Origin of the sequence: Staphylococcus sp. GDB9P120P, assembly GCF_017893435.1 — a bacterium.
GTDB classification, from domain to species: Bacteria; Bacillota; Bacilli; order Staphylococcales; family Staphylococcaceae; genus Staphylococcus; species Staphylococcus cohnii.
The window spans coordinates 115,638-136,488 of record NZ_JAESNB010000008.1 but is presented as its reverse complement, the minus strand read 5'-3'; the positions used below and the strand labels follow the sequence as shown (position 1 = coordinate 136,488).

Below are 20,851 nucleotides of genomic sequence, written 5' to 3'. Positions count from 1 at the left end.
TTTTTGTTTGTTATTTTTTATTATTTTAGAGTACTTTCCACATTAGAATATGGTAAATTCAAAGCTTCACCTACACCTTTATTGGTTAATACGCCATTAATTGTATTTAAACCTAATGATAAAGGTTCATTATCTTGTAATGCTTTTAAATAACCTTTTCCCGCAATTTGTAATGCATAAGGTAACGTTGCATTATTTAATGCAATAGTAGAAGTACGTGGCACTGCACCAGGCATATTAGCCACAGCATAATGTACAACACCATGTTTTTTATATGTTGGATCGTCATGTGTTGAAATACGATCAGTCGTTTCGAAAATACCACCTTGGTCTATAGCAATATCAACGATTACCGAACCGTCTTTCATAGATTTTACCATGTCTTCAGTAACTAGGTTTGGTGCTTTGGCACCTGGAATTAATACCGCACCGATGACTAAGTCACTATTTTTAACACATTCTTCAATATTTAATGGATTAGACATAATTGTGTGTACACGGCCATCAAATAAATCTTCAAGCTCTTGTAAGCGCTTAGGGTTAACATCCAAAATCGTTACATCGGCACCTAAACCTAATGCAATTTTAGCAGCATTTGTACCAGCCTGACCGCCGCCGATGATCGTTACGCGACCTTTAGCTACACCAGGTACACCACCAAGTAAAATGCCCATGCCGCCTTTATATTTTTGTAAAAATTCAGCACCAATTTGTGCAGACATACGCCCTGCTACTTCACTCATCGGCGTTAATAATGGTAATGATTTATCTGGCAATTGAACTGTTTCATAAGCAATACCTATTACTTTATTATCTAATAAAGCTTGTGTGAGTTTCTTTTCATTTGCTAAATGTAAATAAGTAAATAGTATTAACCCTTCCTTAAAGAATTGGAACTCTTCTTCTAATGGTTCTTTAACTTTCATAACCATATCAACGTTCCATACTTCAGCCGGTCCATCACCAATTTTAGCCCCAGCTGTAATATAATCATCGTCTTCAAAATATGAACCTAAACCAGCAGATTTTTCAACAATAACTGAGTGGCCTTGTTCTACTAATGCATGTACACCACTTGGTGATAAGCTCACCCTATTTTCATTGTTTTTAATCTCTTTCGGAATACCTATTATCATTTTATCCACCTCCAAATTTATAGTAACGCGTATTATATGAAAGCGCAATCATAGTTTAGAGTATTTTTACAACATGTATTAAGGCGAATTATGTTAATATTCTGTAAATAGTGGTATAATATAAGCAAGAAGATGAAGGAGGTAATTGTGATGCTAACGTATAAAAATATTTTAATCGCAGTCGATGGATCACATGAAGCTGAATGGGCATTTAATAAAGCTGTAGAAGTTGCAAAACGTAATGATTCAAAACTAACAATCGTAAATGTTATTGATTCAAGAACTTACTCTTCTTATGAAGTTTATGATGCACAATTTACTGAAAAGTCAAAAAACTTCTCTGATGATTTATTAAAAGGTTATAAAGAAGTGGCAACGAATGCTGGTGTTACTGAAGTTGAAACAAGACTAGAATTTGGTTCACCTAAAGCAATCATACCTAAAAAATTGGCTGCTGATGTTGATGCAGATTTAATTATGTGTGGTACATCAGGTTTAAACGCAGTTGAAAGATTTATCGTAGGTTCTGTATCAGAAGCAATTGTGCGTCACTCTCCTTGTGACGTGTTGGTGGTACGTACAGAAGAACTTCCTGAAGATTTCCAACCACAAGTAGCTACAGATGAATTCAGATCCAAGTATCAAGCACATTAACGATAAAGTTCAACTTATTTAATAAAACATTCAGCTATAGAAAAAAGATAGTTTACACTGTATATCGTGTTAAACTATCTTTTTTTCTTAATCATCTTCACATAGCCTGTTTAGTTGTTAAGAAATTGTTATATCATCTTCAAATGAGCTTCATATCAAGCATGTAAAATAGGATTAAGAAATGCCATAAAGGAGTTAATGATATGAACCAATTTAAGAGAATGATGATGCTTAGTTTATTTATAAGTACTTATTTTATATCTTCGTCAACACATACATATGCTTATACTGATAATGTAAAAAATGAAAAAACGGCTTCTCAATTAAAATATATTGATACAGAAACCATTCCTTATAATAAATCATTCAAAAATACAAAAATAGGCGGTCTTTCTGGTATTTCTTATGATGCTAAATCCAAAAAGTGGCTAATGATTAGCGACGATCGCTCAGAAGAAAATCCAGCAAGGTTTTATGAGGCCCAAATCAATTACAATAAACATAAATTTAACAAAATGAAATTCACACAAATGCACTATTTAACACAACCACATGGCACAAAATATCCAAGTAAGTCATCATATAAGAAGCGTCAACATGATGTTGTTGCTGATCCTGAGTCGATAAGAATTGACCCTTTAAATAATAAACGTCTGCTTTATACAAGTGAAGGCGATTGCGAACTTGGTTTCAATCCGTTTATAAGGACAGCTACTAGAAATGGCACATTTATTAGTAATCTTCAAATCCATAATCCCATTAAAATGGAACATCAGAATAAACATGGATTTAGAAATAACCTCGCGTTAGAAGGTAGCAGTTTTTCAGAAGATGGTAAGTATATATGGACTTCTATGGAAGCACCTTTACTTCAAGATAATCAATTACCAACTATAAAAACAGGCGCTAAAACACGCCTAACAAAATATAATCGTCAAGGCGATGTTATTTCAGAAAAGCCTTATAATCTAGATTCAATTCCAAAAAAACCAGGAAAAAATAAAGATGCTGAAAATGGAATTGCTGAAATTTTAACATTGAATAAAAAGGAATTACTTGTACTTGAGCGTGCCAGTGTTCAAGATAAAAATAACAATTTCAAAAATTATATACGTATTTATAAAATTGATAGCACAAGCGGAACAGATACTAAAAATATCAAATCACTGCAAAAGAACCATGTAACACCGGTTAAAAAACAATTAATTGCAAATCTTAATGAGCAAGACATTGGACATATTGACAATATAGAAGGTATGTCCTTTGGTCCAAAATTACCAAATGGTCACGACAGTTTAGTCCTTATATCAGATAATAACTTTAATCAAAAACAACAAACGAACCTTACTGCATTTGAAATAAAACCTTAAGAATTGAAAAAAACAGCTATTATTTTGGAATTCATATATCTATTTAAATTAAAGGTAAATAAGTAGTTAAAATATAAATTTTAGGGATTATGAAATATGCTGACGCCCGGGGAAATGATATGAGCGAGAGACTACAGGCTCGAGCCATATCCCCAGGCAAGCATGCACGATCAAAATCGTAATATTTTAAATTTAAAGAGGGCCAATCCACATTAAGGATTGGCCCTCTTATTGATAAACTAGACATTTATATCATAGATTTTAATTTTTGAACATTGTTTTATATCTTAAACTGTGTCAAAAAACTATCGTGCATTTTAATCTATCATACTTTTGATATCAAATTTATTCAAGATTACCAAATTTAACTACATCACGTGCAATCATTACCTCTTCATTTGTAGGGATAACAATAACTTTTACAGGAGAATGTGGATAGTTAATGAAACCTTCTTCGCCATGAATCGCTTCATTTTTCTTAGCATCCCAATAAACACCCATAAATTCTAAACCTTCTAAAACTTTTGCTCTAACAGGATCAGAATTCTCACCTACGCCTGCAGTAAAGATGATTACATCTACACCGTGCATACGTGTCGCATAAGAACCAATATATTTATGAATTCTTGATGCAAACACATCTAATGCTAATTGCGCACGCTCTTTACCTGCTTTTGCCTCATCAATAATATCTCTTAAATCACTTGAAGTACCAGAAATACCTAATAAACCAGATTCTTTATTTAATGTATTCAGAACTTCTTCTGCATTTTTTCCTGTTTTTTCCATAATAAATGGTATTAAGGCAGGGTCAATATTCCCTGAACGTGTACCCATAGTAACACCAGCTAATGGTGTGAATCCCATTGAAGTATCAACAGATTCTCCACCATCAATTGCAGCAATGGATGCTCCGTTACCGATATGACATGAAATCATGCGTAATTCTTCAATCGGTTTGCCTAAAATTTCAGCTGCGCGTTGTGATACATATTTATGACTTGTTCCATGGAATCCGTATTTACGAATACCATAATCTTCATAATATTGGTATGGTAAGCTGTATAAATAAGATTTCTCTGGCATTGTTTGATGGAATGAAGTATCAAAGATAGCTACATGTGGAATTTCTGGTAATAATTTGCGAAAAGCACGGATGCCCATTAAATTTGCAGGATTGTGTAATGGTGCTAGTTCACTTAATGACTCAATTTGTTCCTCAACTTCATCTGTAACATATACTGAATTTGGGAATAATTCACCACCATGTACGACACGATGACCTGTTCCATCGATATCATAAATGCTATCAATTACACCATGTTGTTTGAAGCTTTCCAACATAATATTAACCGCTTGTTCGTGGTCTGTAATATCTAATGTTGATTTGTTTTTTTCTCCGCCTACTTCAATAGTAAATACAGAATCTTTTAATCCAATACGTTCAATAAGTCCTTTAGTAATAATCTTTTCTTCCGGCATTTCAATAAGTTGAAATTTCAATGATGAACTACCAGCGTTAATAGCCAAAATTAATTTTGACATAGCATAATGCCTCCAATTTAAATTAAGTTTTTTTATATCCATATCTATTTAATCATTAATACAGTAAGAATTCAAGAATATTACAGTTTAATTTTCAGGATGATTTTCCATCATCCAAGCATTTAAATCTTGTAAAAAAGCTTGGAATTGTTGAGGGCTTTTGAAATCAGGTATATTAGCTAACAGAACCTCTACAGGCTTTGTTACATTAGTTTCTTTTTTCTGTAGAATGAGTATCGACTTACGCGCTTTTTCATTTTTAAACAGTGTAGATGGCAAGTTTAGAAAAGCTTGCATTTCTGTTTCTGTTGCAATGAAATTTTGTAACTGTTTCACATTCGTACCCTCGAATAAATTACTAGGTACTACTAAAAACGCATATCCTGATGCTTTTAATGCTGTTACTGCTTGTTCAATTAATAAATAGTGAGAAAAACTATGTCCTTCTTCAAAACCTAAGTCCATTTCATTACTTCTATCATCCACTGGATAATATCCTATTGGTAAATCACCAATAACAACATCTGCGTCTTCAAAAGGAAGTGGCATGATAGCATCTTGAGGATAAACATCAAATGGGATTTCTAAAAAGTTTGCTAAATGTACACTCACACGAGATAATACTGGATCAACTTCAACAAGATGATGCATAACTGTATGTTCAGTTAATACTTCATGTACAGAAGCGCTCAAATGTCCAGCCCCACTTGCAATATCTGCGACATGAAATGCTTCTTTGTTTTTTAAAAAACGCTCGGCAAGGAATCCTAGAATCATTCCAATTGAATCAGGTGTAATTTGATGGTTTGCTTGAATATCTTCTTTTTGCATTAGATTTAAATAAGCAAATTGAAATGCTTTACGTCTATCTTGTAATGTAGCTTGTTCCAGCAATGATCTTTGATTAGTATAAACATTTTCCATTGCAAGACCTAAATTTTCTATGAAACTTTGACCATTCTCTTCATTTAAAGATTTGGTTTTTTCATCAAGTGCCTTAAATAATTGTTCCATTACTGTTTCTTCTTGTGCCATTTAAAAGTCCTTTCTAAAAAAACTGTCCATAATTTAATTGAAATTAAGTCAGTACCCTAACTTATATTACCAAATAATTATGGACAGTTTAATTTATAATGTCAACGATACTGTTTTATGAGTTTTACTAGTATAATCATGTGACAATATTATATAATTTATAGACTACGATAAGCTTCTAATGCAGCATCAAAGTCTGGGAAATTTGTGCCTTCAGAAACAATTTCAGTATAAACTACTTTATTGTTTTTATCTAAAACGAAAACAGAACGTGCTAATAAACGTAATTCTTCCATAACAACACCGTACGTTTTACCGAAAGATAAGTTTCTATGATCGCTCAATGTGATTACATTTTCTAAGCCATTTGATGCACACCATCTTTTTTGTGCAAATGGTAAGTCTGCAGAAATTGTTAAAACTACACCATCTTCTTTAGCAGCTTCTTCATTAAATTTACGTGTTTGTTGATCACAAACACCTGTATCTATAGACGGAACAACGCTAATTAATTTTTTTTGTCCGTCATAAGTTTCTAAATTAACTTCATTTAAATCATTATCTAAAACAGTAAAATCTGGCGCATATTCTCCTTTTTTTACTTGTGAACCATATAGTGTTACTGGTTCTTGTTTGAATGTAATTTGTGCCATGTTGCACGCCCTCCTATTAAATAGTTCTTACTACCATAGTATACCCATCTATCGTCTCAAAATAAACTCATAGATAACTAAAGTTTACTTTTATTTTTTTAAATAAAATAATTTTTCGTATTTATTTCTGATTATGACCGTGTCAGCGAAGATATCATGAATACCTCTGTGTTTATTTGTAAACAAAATAACTAAGTAAGGTAAATTAAATAACACGCCACTTATAATACGTCCAATCCACTCCCTAAATAACACATCTGCCCATGTAAGTGATTGACGATCTATCCTTTCTACCCGAATGTTACAAATCATTTTACCTATCGTTTGTTTGAAAAATTTAGTTAATAATACAAAGTATAGATAAAATACAACCGCATCTAAAATGTGTCCTAGGCTAAAATATTCAATCCATAACTTAAGTTCATCAATATGCGTAAAATGATATATCGGTTTCAATATCAGACCCTGTATACCAAATATAATGAGTAAATCAATAATAAAACTCCAAAACCTTATACCAAAACCTGCATATACAGACTGTGCTAATTGTTTATGATACATTGCTTCTATATCAGATTTATCATTTTCTGGAGTTGTCTGTAAAGTTTGTTCATTTGTATACTGCTCCATTTTATACACCTAACCTTTATATAGATACATAGGTTCAGCTTCTGTATCATTGCTTATAATTGATTTCAAATCACTTAATTCATTTTTGAATTGATCTAGTGTTGATTTAGTTGAATAGATAGAACTAAACCAGCCTTCATCTGCACTATATTTAAACACTTCTGCATCCTTTGCTTTTATGTCATTTTTAAGTGCTTTTAACGCATTATCGTTATAACCAATTTCATCAATCAAACCGTTCTTTTCGGCTTGTTGCGCACTATAAATACGTCCATCAGCTAACTTTTCAACCTTTTTCTTTGGCATATCTCTACCTTCTGCAACAATATTAATAAATCTTTCATAACTATCATCTAATACAGATTGCAAAATATCTTTTTCCTCATTAGTCATTTCTCGAGAGCTACTCATAATATCTTTATGTTCACCAGATTTAATGACATTTTCCTTAATGCCTAGTTTTTCTTGTAACCCAGAATAATCAACATTTGACATAATAACGCCAATGGATCCGGTAGTAGATTGAGGGCCAGCATATATTTTATCGGCAGGAGCAGAAATATAATATCCACCAGACGCAGCCATCGCATCCATATGTACATAAACTTTTTTATGTTTTTGTTTTATTTCTTCAATTTTTTTATAAATTTCATCACTTGGGTATGTACCTCCGCCAGGTGTATTAACGGTTAATAAAACACCTTTTATCGAGCTATCTTTTTTCACTTTATCCAACTGTTTAAGAAATGCTTCATGATTATAACCAGAACTTCCAAACATTCCTTCACCAGTACCTTCACTAATTTCACCATTTAAAGTCAGGTGTACAATGCGTTTTGAACTGTCACCTTCTGATTCTACCGTTTCAGTAAAAGGATCCATTTCTGACATGCCATCTTCACTAAAAAGCGAAGATATCACAGTAGATATCGAACTCATAACAATACCACCAAGCACGATTATTACGGCAAGTACTATTGCTATTATTCTTTTTTTCGACATAACGTATTCACTCCCAGAATATTTTTTCAATCGTTCCAAATACAATTTAAACATAATCAATTAAACAATGTATACCTTTATAAGAAAAATAAAATAAGAGGAAGATCTGAGTGATATAGAAAACAAATCGTTTTAAAATGAAAAAAGCTGAGACATTTTTTTGTCTCAGCCACATGCACACACCCGAATACCATTGAAGTATTACAGTTTAATTTTCAACATGATCAATTGATTAATTGCATAATATAATCGTAAGCATTTTTAATAATCAAAACAGCAGTTACTACAATAAATAAAGTTTTTACATAACTGACACCTTTTTTAATTGCGAATGTCGCCCCAACATACGATCCGCAAATCATACTTACTGCCATAATCAAACCATAAAAATAGTCAACTTGATCTAATATCATAAACAAAATTAAAGCGCCTAAGTTAGAAGCAAAATTTAATACTTTTGCATTGCCAGCAGCGCCTAAAAAATCAAAACCGAACATAAGTAGAATAAAAAGCATAAATGAGCCAGTGCCGCCACCTAAAAAACCATCATAAAATCCAATAAGCGACATAATACTTACAAATAAAATTGCTTTACCAAATGTCAATTTTGTATATGTACGTACATTGCCCCAATCTTTTTTCACCAATGTATAAATCATGACTAAGGTCAAAATAATGATAACCAGTGGTTTTAAAAGCTCGGCTGGTAGAAATGTGGCTACACTCGCGCCACAAATTGCCAAAATAAATACAAATGGAAATAACTTTCCTACTATCTTCAAATCGACATTACCCGATCTCAAGAAACGAAATGCACTTGTGAGTGAACCAAATGAACTTGCTAATTTATTTGTACCCAAAGCAACGGCTGGTGGCATACCAACAGCTAATAATGCCGGAATAGAAATTAAACCGCCGCCACCTACAACAGCATCAATAAACGCTGCTAAAAACCCTAGAAGTATAATTATAAGAACGATCGAAATATCCCAATCTAGCATAATTCCATCCCCTGTCTGTTTTATTCTTATGTCTGATTAGCTAATGTTGTTTGTATGGAATTGAATATTCATAATAAAAGTTAAAATAAATCATCTGCCAGTGCTTGCGTTTCAGTATCTTTTTCACTTTGATAGTCTGCCGTAATTGTTAATGTTTCTATTTGTTCAAATGCTTCCTGTACAAGTGGTTCAAAATCATACACTGTTTCAAATTTTTCCACCTTTTCAATATCTGGCTCCGTCACAGGATTTTTAGGTGTAAAGATTGTACAACAATCTTCATATGGTTGGATAGATACGTCAAATGTGCCAATTTCTTTAGCTTTCTTCACAATGTCTTCTTTATCTAATGTTAAAAGCGGTCGTAAAATTGGTGTAGACGTCACATGATTGATAGCATACATACTCTTAAGGGTTTGACTTGCAACCTGCCCTAAATTCTCTCCATTTACTATGGCATGTCCTTCAATATCATGCACAAGCTTGTCCGCTACTCTCATCATCATTCTACGTGTTGAAGTCATCGTATAGCGCTCATGTACCACTTTGTTTATTTGTTTTTGTAAAGCAGTGAATGGCACGATATGCAATTTTATAGGACCTACATGAGAGGACATGATTCTTGTAAGTTCAATTACTTTGTCCTTAGCCTTTTCACTCGTAAATGGTGGACTATGAAAATGAATGGCTTCTACAGTAACGCCTCTTCTCATAACTTCAATACCAGCTACTGGAGAATCTATACCTCCTGATAACATAAGTAATGTCTTACCGCCTGTACCGACTGGTAATCCACCAGATCCAGCAATTACTTTATCATATACATAAATAGCGTCTAATCGAACCTCTACTTTAATCGTATGGTTCGGGTTATGTACGTCTACTGTTAGATTATCAGTAGCGTTTAGCACTGTACCACCGAGTTCTTTTTGCAATTGATATGTATCAAACGGAAAGTTTTTATCTGAACGTTTGACATCAATCTTAAATGTATCTCCATGTGCATAACCTTGTGCAAATTTTACTGCTAAATCACGTACTGCTTCTATTGTTTTATCAATTTTCAATACAGGACTAATAGAATAAATACCAAATACTTTTTCTAGTCGACGACACATTTCTTCAATATCTGCACCTTCATACAATTCAATGTACATTCTATCTCTATTGGCTTTGACGTTATATCCTTGCAGTGGCATTAATGCACGCTTGACATTCGAACGTAATTTATTAACAAACATTTTACGGTTAGCACCTTTTAAAGTCAACTCACCATATCTCACTAAAATGTGATCATAAATCATATTAACAACTCCTTCACTTCTTCATATACAAGCTTAAATTTCTCTTTAAAATCACGAATATCTTCTGCGGTAGTGTTGGCACCCATCGATATTCTAATACTGCCTTCTATTTGCTTTTTTGGAATATCCATTGCTAAAAGCACCTCGTTCAATGAAGCTTTTTTGGATGAACACGCACTTGTAGTAGAAAGCATAATATCATATTTTGAAAATGCATTTACTAAAACCTCACCTTTCACACCCGGAAAGCCAACATTCAAAATATGTGGTGATGCACCGCTAGGAGAATTAACTTTCACGCCAGTAAATTCATTTAAAAATCGTATAATTTCCTGATTGAACTCACTTAGTTTTTCATACAGTTGCGTACTTTCTTTAGCAGCGACCTTTAAAGCTTTTACGATAGCTATATCAATAGGAAGATTGACTGTGCCACTTCTAAGTCCATACTCTTGACCACCACCATGCACAATTGGCTCAATTTGATGTAAATTACGAACAAATAAAAGACCTTGGCCTTTTAAGCCATGAAATTTATGACCGCTTAAACTCAGTGTGTCAGCAGCTTCGAAATTCAAACCAATTTTACCTATTGCTTGTACTGCATCGACATGTAAATGCGCTTTAGGGTATTGATGAACAATTTTTGACACTGCTTCGACAGGTTGAATTTGTCCCATAATATTATTGACATGCATACAAGTCACGAGTGCTACTTTGTCTGACATTAACGATTCCAAATGTTCTAAATCAATTTGTCCATCTTTTGTAATATTTACATATCTTATTTCGAACCCTTCAGTTTCCAATGAACGTACCACCTCTAAAACAGAAGGATGTTCTAAAACAGATGTAATTATGACATTTGCAAATGCCTTTTTCTTGTATGCAATTCCTTTAATCGCAATATTATTCGATTCAGTTGCACCACTTGTAAATACAATATCAAAATCTTTTTCTAATTTAAATAGCTCTTTGATTTGATCTTTTGATTGTTGTAATAATTGCTCTGCTTGTATACCTGCTTTATGTGGGCTATTAGGATTAAAATATAACGACTCATTTACTTTTAAATAGGTATCTAATACGTCTTGTCTTGGTTTTGTTGTCGCTGCATTATCAAGATAAATCAATGTTTTCACTCCAATTGTATATCATTTTATATTTTTAAACGCTTCATATTTATATTTTATGTCAACATTTCATTTCATATTTTAAAGTTTCCCTTTTAGCATTATACTCGCTTTTATTAAAAAGAAAAGAGAGTGAAACAGAAATTGATTTTTAAAATATAATTTCTTCATCACTATCGAAATAAATTTTTGAATGACCATTAAATATTAATATCTATTAATGCGAACATCTACGTCCAACAAATTATTCGAGGCTGGAACATAAAAATGTTCCAGCCTCAAATAAGATTACTATTATTTAGTTAATAACTTGTGATTCAATTTGTTTTGTAACGCCCGGTTCTACACTTTCAAGCGCTTGTTCAGATATTTCAATTGAGCGTTTGTAACGATTGTTTTTAAATAAACGTTCCGCTTCGTTAAGACTTTTATCAATATTTGAACTTTCTTTACGATAACGGTTCCCATATTCGATTAATTTTTCAGCATAAACTGCATTAACGAGGACATCTGTAGCTTCATCTTCAAATTTATTCATTTGTAAGACTACTTTAGATACTTTATCTTTAAGTTGTTTTACATGAATCGGTCTTACACTGAATTTTTTATTTACTTCACGTACTTCGTAGTCTATTTCATTTTTCATAATGATGAATCTTTCAGGTACACTTGGTAAATTTGACGCCAAGAGTTTTCTATAAACTTCTTCTTTTTTACTTTGTACACGCAAGATATTTTCTTCTGCTTCTGCTTCATCTTCGCGAAGTTGAATTAAATGATTTTGTAATTTTTCTTGTTTTTCATTGATAACATCAACATGTTCTGCGATATATTTCAAGTTATCTTGAACTTCGCTATATCTTACAGCTGACTTTGCCATTTCTTGTAGAATTTCATCATAAACTGAAATCATACTCTGAATTTCATTTTCAAACTGTCTGACATTTTGAACATCACTTTCATTTATATAATAATTTTCACGCACATATTCAATTTCAGTTTGTAATGTATAATTCATTTCTTTAGCTCTAAATAAATTATCTGTGATGACTTCTTTTGTTTCTTCTACTTCATTTTTTGCTTTCACTTCATGTTCGATTAATTCATACATTTCATCAAGACGATCATTGATACTATTTAATTTATCATTTGCTTCGTCTAATTCTAACCTGCTAATCATCGGTTCTACAAAACTCAATTCTGTTTTAAGCGTCTGTAATGAGCTATCAATTTTGACATGGTCTAAATCATAACCTTCGACTTTCAAATCTCGACATCCATATTTTAAATCTTGGAATTGACCTGGTAATTCCTTTTGTGCTTCTCTAATTAATTCAGGAATTTCATCCATATCTTTTTTAAGATAATTCATATCTTCATTAAGTGTTTTGATGTGATCATACGCTTGGTTATAGTTGCCGTCTTCTTTTAATGTTTCGTATGTTTCCATCTCTGGAACAAAAGTTTCAATTTCTTGTTCCAATGGAGCAGCCGCTTCACCGAATTGGTGTCTATTGGCTAACACATCACGCTTCATTTCACGATAATCCACCTTACATTCTTCATATAAGTGGTCACTTTCTTTATGTAGATTTAAAATGTTTTCAATATTTGAATTAAGTTCGTTGTAGTTTTCTTCATATTTATCCATTAGTTCATGTGCTTCATCAATCTCAGTTTGAGCTTGTGAAAACTTAAATTTATCAAGTAATCCTTCCGCTTGATGAATTTTTTCTTCTACTGGCAATAAATATTGATTTTTACTATCTAATGCATTTTGTTTTAAACCGTTATAAGTCGTTTTTGTTTCCCCAGTTAAAGTTAGCTCAGATAATTGAGATAGACTTTCATCATAGGGTAATTGTTCTACTTTTGATTTACGCGTTTCAGCCTTTTCAATCATTTGGCTTTTGTTGGAACGCATATAGAACAATACACCGACAATAATCAGTATAATGACAATAATTGCTGAAATGACATACAATACCATATGTTTTCTCCTCCTATTTTATCACTATTCATTATAACGTAAGATACCTACCCATTAAAGAGAAAATGAGTGAATCATCTCAATTATTTAAAATTAATCATAAGTTCATTCTCACCTAAATCATATGTATAACGATATTTTGAAAAACTTCTAAAATCTATTGATTGATTACTATTAAAACAGTCTTTATAATAAATGAAAAGTAAAAAGTGAGGTTTTTTATGCTAGAGGTCACTGAAACAAATTATGATTTATTACAAAAACAAGTTTCAAGTTTAATTGAAGATGAGTCAAATATGATTGCTATCCTAAGTAACGTATCTGCATTATTAAATGACTCAATAGATCAAATTAACTGGATTGGCTTTTATTTAGTAGAAGATAACGAATTGATTCTCGGACCATTTCAAGGGCACCCTGCTTGTGTACATATCGCTATTGGTAAAGGGGTATGTGGTACTGCTGTTGCCCAAGATAAAACGCAATTAGTAGAAGATGTCAATGCGTTTCCTGGTCATATTGCCTGCGATGCTAACAGTAAATCTGAAATTGTAGTACCGATTCATAAAGATAATAATGTAATAGGTGTTTTAGATATAGATGCACCTATCACAAACCGTTTTAATAATGAAGATAAACAAGGATTAGAAGCAATTGTAAAAATCATTGAACAACAATTAGCATAAATTGCATGCTTATCTATCATAAACAAACGCAAAGTCGACTATTGACAGATTAATATATCATGATACAATGTTCTTTGTGTGAATAAACGAAATTAGCAGTTGTATATTAATTGGCGCTATGTTGTTCCCAAAGTGGGCGTGCCGTGTAACCGTAGCTATGAGGCGAGGACACATAAAACAATATATCCAATTAAGCATGCAACACTCTTTTTTGTTTTTTCATAACAATAAAAGAGAAAAAGGAGGAGTCAATTTATGGCTCGATTCAGAGGTTCAAACTGGAAAAAATCTCGTCGCTTAGGTATTTCTTTAAGTGGCACAGGTAAAGAATTAGAAAAACGTCCTTACGCACCAGGACAACATGGTCCTAACCAACGTAAAAAAATGTCAGAGTATGGTTTACAATTACGTGAGAAACAAAAATTACGTTATTTATATGGCATGACTGAAAGACAATTCCGTAACACATTCGAAATCGCTGGTAACCAACATGGTGTACACGGTGAAAACTTCATGCAATTACTTGCTGCACGTTTAGATGCAGTTGTATATTCATTAGGTTTAGCTCGTACACGTCGTCAAGCACGTCAAATCGTTAACCACGGTCATATCGAAGTTGATGGTAAACGTGTTGACATTCCGTCATACACACTTAAACCTGGTCAAGAAGTTTCAGTACGTGAAAAATCTGCTAAATTGGATATCATTGCTGAATCTGTTGAAATCAACAACTTTGTACCTGATTACTTAGAATTTGATGCAGACAACTTAAAAGGTAAATTCATTCGCATTCCTGAACGTAGTGAATTACCAGCTGAAATCAATGAACAACTTATCGTTGAGTACTACTCAAGATAATAAGTTTCATACTCAAACACCGACAATTTTTTGTCGGTGTTTTTTTATTTCTCCATTCTAATTTATATGCAATGAACCATTATGCTATCATTTCAGAGCAAATGCATAATAAATTTTGCTATATTAAAGCTCTTCTTCATGTTTGCCATTGCACTCACTAAATGTTAAAGAAAGATATAACATCCCCTCTGTACGCCCTTTCAATTTTACTTTTTACTTCACTTTGTTTATATTTAGTAAAAAGGAGTGTTATCATTGAAAATCAGAGCTTTAGAAGAAACAGATTTAGACTTTGTACATCATTTAAATAATGAATATTCCATTATGTCTTATTGGTTTGAAGAACCCTATCAGTCTCTAAGTGAATTACAATCACTCTACAAAAAACATCTATTAGATGAATCTGAAAGAAGATTTATTATTGAAAATGATTCTGAACGTATCGGAGTCGTTGAATTAGTAGAAATTGATTTTATACATAGCAATTGCGAAATACAAATTATCGTGGATGAAGGATATGGTGGTAAAGGATATGCCTCTCAAGCATTTAAAATGGCTATAGACTATGCCTTTTTAGTGTTAAACCTTCATAAAATATATTTATTTGTAGACGTTACGAACGAAAAAGCTGTACATATTTACCAAAAACAAAACTTTAAAATTGAAGGTACCTTACAAGAACATTTCTATACACGAGGAAAATATAATGATTGCCATGTAATGGGACTTTTAAGAGATGATTGGATTAACCAACAAAAATAAACGTATAACTGTAAATGAAACTTACTTTTGTAATGTAAATAGAATCTACATTTAAACAACAAAATTATAGAAAATATTCGCTAAATAACATGCATAAGTCCCACTTCTCAATTTATTGAGTTAGTGGGACTTATGCATGAGCTTTTGCTTAACTAATCCTGAAATCTAAATTATCTTCCCTTGTCAGATTGCATGTTAAAAAAAGTTACTTCTATGTCTATACCATGTCAATTTTGATAATGTATTCCAATTTAAATCTACGCATTAACAGAACGGATAAAGTGATACCTCAAACTTTTATTTAAAACTAATCATTGATTTAACAAAATAAACGATGTGGTTTGTCAGAAATAAGACCATCTACACCAATACGTATCAGTTTTATTGCCTGCCTTTTTTCATTAACAGTATAAGGCATTACTTTCAATCCATAGTCATGTGCCTTCTTCATAAACGCTTCCGTAACTAATGAATAGTGTGGATTAACATAGTCAGCATATTCAGCTATTTTTTTAAAAGATGGCATTTTATACCAATATCGTTTTTTGCTAAGTAAAACACCTAATCGATAACCATAATGTTTCAGATATAGTTGTTTTATAAAATTTTGATCAAATGATTGAATGATCACTTGATTTTTACCTAGCTCATATTGCTTTAATTTATCTATTAAATCATTTTCAATGCCAGGATAGTTTTTAGGTTGCTTCATTTCTATTAATAATAACTGAGGCGATGATTTGATTAATGTTAATACTTCATCTAATGTCGGCAATGTTTGTTTTCTATATCTTGGATTACTATTTATACCATAATCAAATCTTCTTAATTCATTAAGTGTTTGTTCTTTAACTTTTCCACTACCATCGGATGTTCTGTCAATAGAATCATCATGTAACACAACTAACTGACCATCCCGCGTTTTATGTAAATCTATCTCTAATATATCTGCATTGCTTTGAAGGGCAGCTTGAATTGCAATGATAGTATTTTCTGGATAATCCATTGCCAAGCCACGATGCGCAACTAACATTATGTGATGATCTTCGAATTCAAATGACATAAAAAGTGCCCTCCCCTTTCAATATAAAGTAGAATCATCTAAACTTAAGTTATCATAAAAACATTGGAGGTCAAAGCAATGGTCCAACATCAATTTAAAGTAACTACAAAATGGGCAGATGGACGTGAATCAGTCGGTAAACTATCTGGTGATATTTTAGATGAACAAATATCTATCCCAGCAGGTTTAGGCGGAAATGGAACTGGTACGAATCCTGATGAGTTACTAGTTTCTGCAGCATCATCTTGTTATATCATTTCCCTTGCAGCTGTATTAGAACGCTCAGGTTTTACGCAGATAGATATCCAACAATCAACAATTGGATTAGCTATATTTGAAAATGCCAAATTTAAAATGGACACGATTACACATTATCCAGAAATAAAAGTGGATACAACACAGAAAGAACAATTAAAAAAGAAACTACCAAAGTTACTAAAGATTGCAGACAATAATTGCATGATTTCAAATTCTATAAGAGGCAATGTCGACGTCAAAATAGAACCAATATTAAAATAATTTTGCAATCATTTTATGTATGACGGAATATGATTATAATAACAATGTATGCCCTTACATATTATTTGAAATTTGAATATATTTAATAATTTTAAATTTTTACACTTTTATATTTTCTGAAAATTTGCTAAAATTGACAATCATAAGCATTGGGGGAATTACACATGAAATATTATCATCCTTTGTTACTTACACCAGGACCTACACCTGTACCAGAACATATATTACACGCTACACAATTACCAATGGTCGGACATCGATCAAGTGATTTTGAATCAATCGCAGAACAAGCTTTTAAATCACTTAAACCTATCTTTGGCTCTAAAAATGAGGTTATGATACTTACTTCAAGTGGTACAAGCGTACTTGAAGCGAGTATGTTGAATATAGCAAACCCAGATGATGACATTGTTATTATTGTTTCTGGTGCATTTGGCAATAGATTTAAACAAATTGCAGAGACTTATTACGATAATGTACATATATTTGAAGTTGAATGGGGTCAAGCAGTTAATGTTCCTGATTTTATCGACTTTTTAAAATCTTTAAACACTGATATCACAGCAGTCTTCAGCCAATATTGTGAGACTTCTACAGCTGTATTACATCCTGTACATGAACTAGGTAAAGCATTAAGCGACTTTGATTCATCGATTTATTTTGTGGTTGATGGTGTCAGTTGTATTGGAGCCGTTGATGTAGATTTAGATCGAGATTATATCGATGTCCTTGTTTCAGGTAGTCAAAAGGCAATTATGCTTCCACCTGGTCTTGGATTTGTAGCTTATAATAATCGTGCAAAAGAACGATTTAACGAAGTAATAACGCCTAGATTTTATTTAGATTTAAATAAATATTTAAAATCATTGTCTGAACATTCAACACCTTTCACACCTAATGTTTCTTTATTTAGAGGTGTAAACGCATACGCCGAACTAGTTAATTCAGAAGGATTAGATCAAGTGATAGATAGACACTATGCAATAAGAGATGGACTAAGACAAGCTTTGAAAGCATTAGATTTAGAGTTATTGGTCCAAGATGCTTATGCATCTCCTACTGTCACTGCGTTTATTCCAAAATCTAAAGATGAACTGAACTATATTAAAAATGAATTAAAAAATAGATTTGCCATTACGATTGCTGGTGGCCAGGGTCATTTAAAAGGTCAAATATTACGTATTGGCCATATGGGTCAAATATCGCCTTTTGATATTTTACAAGTTGTATCAGCGTTAGAAATACTATTGTCAGAATTTAGAAATGAATCTTATGTTGGTAAAGCTATCACACAATATATGGAGGTCGTAAAAGCATATGTATAAAATTTTAGTTTCAGATCCAATTTCACCAGATGGTTTAAAAAATTTAACAGATCATAGCGATTTTAATGTCGACATTCAAACTGATTTGAATGAAACAGAATTAGCTGAAATCATTCCTAACTATGAGGGTCTAATTGTACGAAGCCAAACCCAAGTCACTTCTAATATCATTGCTGCTGCACCAAACTTAAAAGTCATCGCACGTGCAGGCGTTGGTGTGGATAATATTGATGTAGAAGCTGCTACTAAACATGGTGTTATCGTTATTAATGCACCTGATGGGAATACAATTTCAGCTACTGAACATTCGATGGCAATGATTTTATCCATGGCACGTAACGTCCCTCAAGCCCACCAATCATTGAAAAACGGAAAATGGGATCGTAAAGCTTATAGAGGAACTGAACTTTATAACAAAACATTAGGTGTCATTGGTGCTGGGAGAATTGGAATTGGTGTAGCAAAACGTGCACAAAGCTTTGGTATGAACATACTTGCTTTTGATCCTTATCTGTCAGAAGACAAAGCTAAAGAACTTAATGTGACACGTGCTACAGTTGATGAAATTGCTGAACAAGCAGATTTTGTAACAGTGCATACCCCACTAACACCAAAAACAAGAGGTATTGTAGATAAAGCATTTTTTGAAAAAGCAAAACCGACCCTTCAAATTATCAATGTTGCGCGCGGAGGTATCATTGATGAAGATGCGCTTGTCGAAGCATTAGATACCAATCAAATTCAGGGCGCTGCAATTGATGTATTTGAAAGCGAACCTGCAACTGAATCACCACTTGTTGCGCATGATAAAATAATTGTCACACCACACTTAGGTGCATCTACTGTTGAAGCACAAGAAAAAGTTGCAGTCTCCGTTGCCAATGAAATCATAGACATATTTGAACACGGTAATGTCGTTAATGCGATTAACGCACCAAAAATGTCCTTCAATGAAATTAATGATGAATTAAAGCCATATATTGAATTAAGTAAATTAACTGGTGAAGTAGGTATTCAATTATTGGAAAAAGCCCCACGTGAGTTACAAATTAAATATAAAGGGGATATCGCACTGGATGATACAAGTTTACTTACTAGAACCCTTGTATCAGGTGTATTACGCCAAGATTTAGCGGAACGTGTCAATTTAATAAATGCCTTAGTGTTACTAAATGAGCAAGGTGTATCATATAATATAGAAAAAGATACTAAACATCGTGGATTTAGTAATTATATTGAATTAACTTTAATTAATAAAGACACACAAATTAAAATTGGTGCCACTGTACTAAATGGCTATGGCCCAAGAATCGTGCGTATTAATGAATACCCTGTTGATTTCAAACCCGAAAAACATCAACTGGTTATCAATCATAACGATAGACCAGGTATCGTAGGTCGTACAGGTCAAATATTAGGTGAATACAATATCAATATCGCTTCTATGCATTTAGGACGCACAAACCAAGGTGGTAATGCGTTGATGATTTTATCAATTGATCATCCTGTTACACAAGATGTAATCGATGCTTTATATGAAATTGAAGGATTTAATTTAATAAGAAGTGTAGAATTAGATGTTGCAGTAAGTGAAAATTATAATATTTAACAATAATAAGCTGAAAGGACAACAAAATGATTGTCCTTTCAGTTTTTTTAATCAAAGTACTTATATTTCAAACTATTATTAACCGCCCTATTCATGTTAATACTATTTCAGAGTCTAGGACATAAATGCACATGCTCAAAATAAGAGGACCAATCCTTAATATGGATTGGTCCTCTTTATATTAAAAATATTACGGTTTTGATCGTGCATGCTTGCCTGGGGATATGGCTCGAGCCTGTAGTCTCTCACTCACTCATACTATTCACCCGGTGTCAGCACATTACAAAATCGCTACAATTTATATTTTGTTATTCAAAAAAATAAGGCCTTTCGTATAATTTAATAAATCCCACTAAACTAAATTAACGAAGTGCCTTATGTATAAAGATTACAACATGACTCAACACTCTACCAATGGAAACTTCAGTTCTTATTCCCTCAAATGATATGTCACGACATGTGAATGAAATCGTTGAAACAATCTCTGAAATTGTAATCGATACATTCAAACATCATCGTGGTGCTACTCATATCATCCAAAATGTTTATATATGCGCTTTAGTACAAGTAAAACCT

The 20,851-nt window shown here is 32.5% G+C and carries 19 protein-coding genes and 1 pseudogene; 9 read left to right on the top strand and 11 right to left on the bottom strand.

Going from position 1 to position 20,851, the window contains the following annotated elements; genetic code table 11:
- Positions 1-20: 20 nt before the first annotated feature.
- Positions 21-1,136: an alanine dehydrogenase gene (gene ald, locus KA856_RS05890; RefSeq protein WP_107383787.1), complete on the bottom strand. Its 1,116-nt coding sequence runs from the start codon at positions 1,134-1,136 to the stop codon at positions 21-23.
- Positions 1,137-1,286: 150 nt separating this feature from the next.
- On the opposite strand from ald, the gene KA856_RS05885 reads away from it, so the two are divergent.
- Complete coding sequence (locus KA856_RS05885; protein WP_019468610.1) at positions 1,287-1,790, top strand: universal stress protein; 504 nt, start codon at positions 1,287-1,289, stop codon at positions 1,788-1,790.
- Positions 1,791-1,993: 203 nt separating this feature from the next.
- Entirely contained in the window at positions 1,994-3,160 is a 1,167-nt protein-coding gene (locus KA856_RS05880) for an esterase-like activity of phytase family protein (RefSeq protein ID WP_210138547.1), read from the top strand.
- Between the two features lie 345 nt (positions 3,161-3,505).
- On the opposite strand, the gene KA856_RS05875 is transcribed toward KA856_RS05880, so the two are convergent.
- The 9 genes from KA856_RS05875 to ezrA form a co-directional block, all read right to left on the bottom strand.
- Complete coding sequence (locus KA856_RS05875; protein ID WP_210138546.1) at positions 3,506-4,705, bottom strand: acetate kinase; 1,200 nt, start codon at positions 4,703-4,705, stop codon at positions 3,506-3,508.
- A gap of 87 nt (positions 4,706-4,792) precedes the next feature.
- Positions 4,793-5,740, bottom strand: a complete 948-nt coding sequence (locus tag KA856_RS05870; RefSeq protein ID WP_210138545.1) for a class I SAM-dependent methyltransferase — start codon at positions 5,738-5,740, stop codon at positions 4,793-4,795.
- A 158-nt stretch (positions 5,741-5,898) separates the two neighbouring features.
- On the bottom strand, positions 5,899-6,393 hold the full coding sequence (tpx, locus tag KA856_RS05865; protein ID WP_019468606.1) for a thiol peroxidase: 495 nt from the start codon (positions 6,391-6,393) through the stop codon (positions 5,899-5,901).
- Positions 6,394-6,483: 90 nt separating this feature from the next.
- Positions 6,484-7,023 (bottom strand): RDD family protein, encoded by a 540-nt coding sequence (locus KA856_RS05860; RefSeq protein ID WP_119535847.1) that lies wholly within the window; start codon positions 7,021-7,023, stop codon positions 6,484-6,486.
- Between the two features lie 9 nt (positions 7,024-7,032).
- On the bottom strand, positions 7,033-8,025 hold the full coding sequence (gene sppA, locus KA856_RS05855; RefSeq protein WP_107383793.1) for a signal peptide peptidase SppA: 993 nt from the start codon (positions 8,023-8,025) through the stop codon (positions 7,033-7,035).
- 224 nt (positions 8,026-8,249) lie between these two features.
- A complete protein-coding gene (locus KA856_RS05850) occupies positions 8,250-9,026 on the bottom strand; it encodes a sulfite exporter TauE/SafE family protein (protein WP_107383794.1) in 777 nt (258 codons plus the stop codon).
- A gap of 80 nt (positions 9,027-9,106) precedes the next feature.
- Complete coding sequence (thiI, locus tag KA856_RS05845; protein ID WP_119535845.1) at positions 9,107-10,330, bottom strand: tRNA uracil 4-sulfurtransferase ThiI; 1,224 nt, start codon at positions 10,328-10,330, stop codon at positions 9,107-9,109.
- Entirely contained in the window at positions 10,327-11,463 is a 1,137-nt protein-coding gene (locus tag KA856_RS05840; RefSeq protein ID WP_119535844.1) for a cysteine desulfurase family protein, read from the bottom strand. Before KA856_RS05840 ends, thiI begins: the two co-directional genes overlap by 4 nt.
- A 298-nt stretch (positions 11,464-11,761) precedes the next feature.
- A complete protein-coding gene (gene ezrA, locus KA856_RS05835; RefSeq protein WP_210138544.1) occupies positions 11,762-13,453 on the bottom strand; it encodes a septation ring formation regulator EzrA in 1,692 nt (563 codons plus the stop codon).
- Positions 13,454-13,674: 221 nt separating this feature from the next.
- Between ezrA and KA856_RS05830 the strand changes: the two genes are divergently transcribed.
- From KA856_RS05830 to KA856_RS05820, 3 genes are all read left to right on the top strand, one after another.
- Positions 13,675-14,139 carry a GAF domain-containing protein gene (locus tag KA856_RS05830; protein ID WP_119535843.1) on the top strand — a complete coding sequence of 155 codons (465 nt, stop codon included), beginning with the start codon at positions 13,675-13,677 and terminating at the stop codon, positions 14,137-14,139.
- A 255-nt stretch (positions 14,140-14,394) separates the two neighbouring features.
- On the top strand, positions 14,395-14,997 hold the full coding sequence (gene rpsD, locus KA856_RS05825; RefSeq protein WP_019468598.1) for a 30S ribosomal protein S4: 603 nt from the start codon (positions 14,395-14,397) through the stop codon (positions 14,995-14,997).
- A 255-nt stretch (positions 14,998-15,252) separates the two neighbouring features.
- Positions 15,253-15,759, top strand: coding sequence for a GNAT family N-acetyltransferase (locus KA856_RS05820; RefSeq protein WP_107505144.1), 507 nt, complete (start codon positions 15,253-15,255; stop codon positions 15,757-15,759).
- A gap of 319 nt (positions 15,760-16,078) precedes the next feature.
- On the opposite strand, the gene KA856_RS05815 is transcribed toward KA856_RS05820, so the two are convergent.
- A complete protein-coding gene (locus KA856_RS05815; RefSeq protein ID WP_210138543.1) occupies positions 16,079-16,822 on the bottom strand; it encodes a glycerophosphodiester phosphodiesterase in 744 nt (247 codons plus the stop codon).
- 78 nt (positions 16,823-16,900) lie between these two features.
- On the opposite strand from KA856_RS05815, the gene KA856_RS05810 reads away from it, so the two are divergent.
- The 4 genes and pseudogenes from KA856_RS05810 to KA856_RS05795 all read left to right on the top strand — a co-directional run.
- The gene (locus KA856_RS05810) at positions 16,901-17,341 is read left to right on the top strand and encodes an SACOL1771 family peroxiredoxin (protein ID WP_119535841.1); all 441 of its coding nucleotides are present in this window, start codon (positions 16,901-16,903) and stop codon (positions 17,339-17,341) included.
- A 164-nt stretch (positions 17,342-17,505) separates the two neighbouring features.
- Entirely contained in the window at positions 17,506-18,666 is a 1,161-nt protein-coding gene (locus tag KA856_RS05805; protein WP_107504694.1) for a pyridoxal-phosphate-dependent aminotransferase family protein, read from the top strand.
- Positions 18,659-20,275, top strand: a complete 1,617-nt coding sequence (serA, locus tag KA856_RS05800) for a phosphoglycerate dehydrogenase (RefSeq protein ID WP_107504695.1) — start codon at positions 18,659-18,661, stop codon at positions 20,273-20,275. Before KA856_RS05805 ends, serA begins: the two co-directional genes overlap by 8 nt.
- 377 nt (positions 20,276-20,652) lie before the next feature.
- Positions 20,653-20,823, top strand: a pseudogene (locus KA856_RS05795) (IS5/IS1182 family transposase); the annotation flags it as partial.
- Positions 20,824-20,851: the final 28 nt, after the last annotated feature.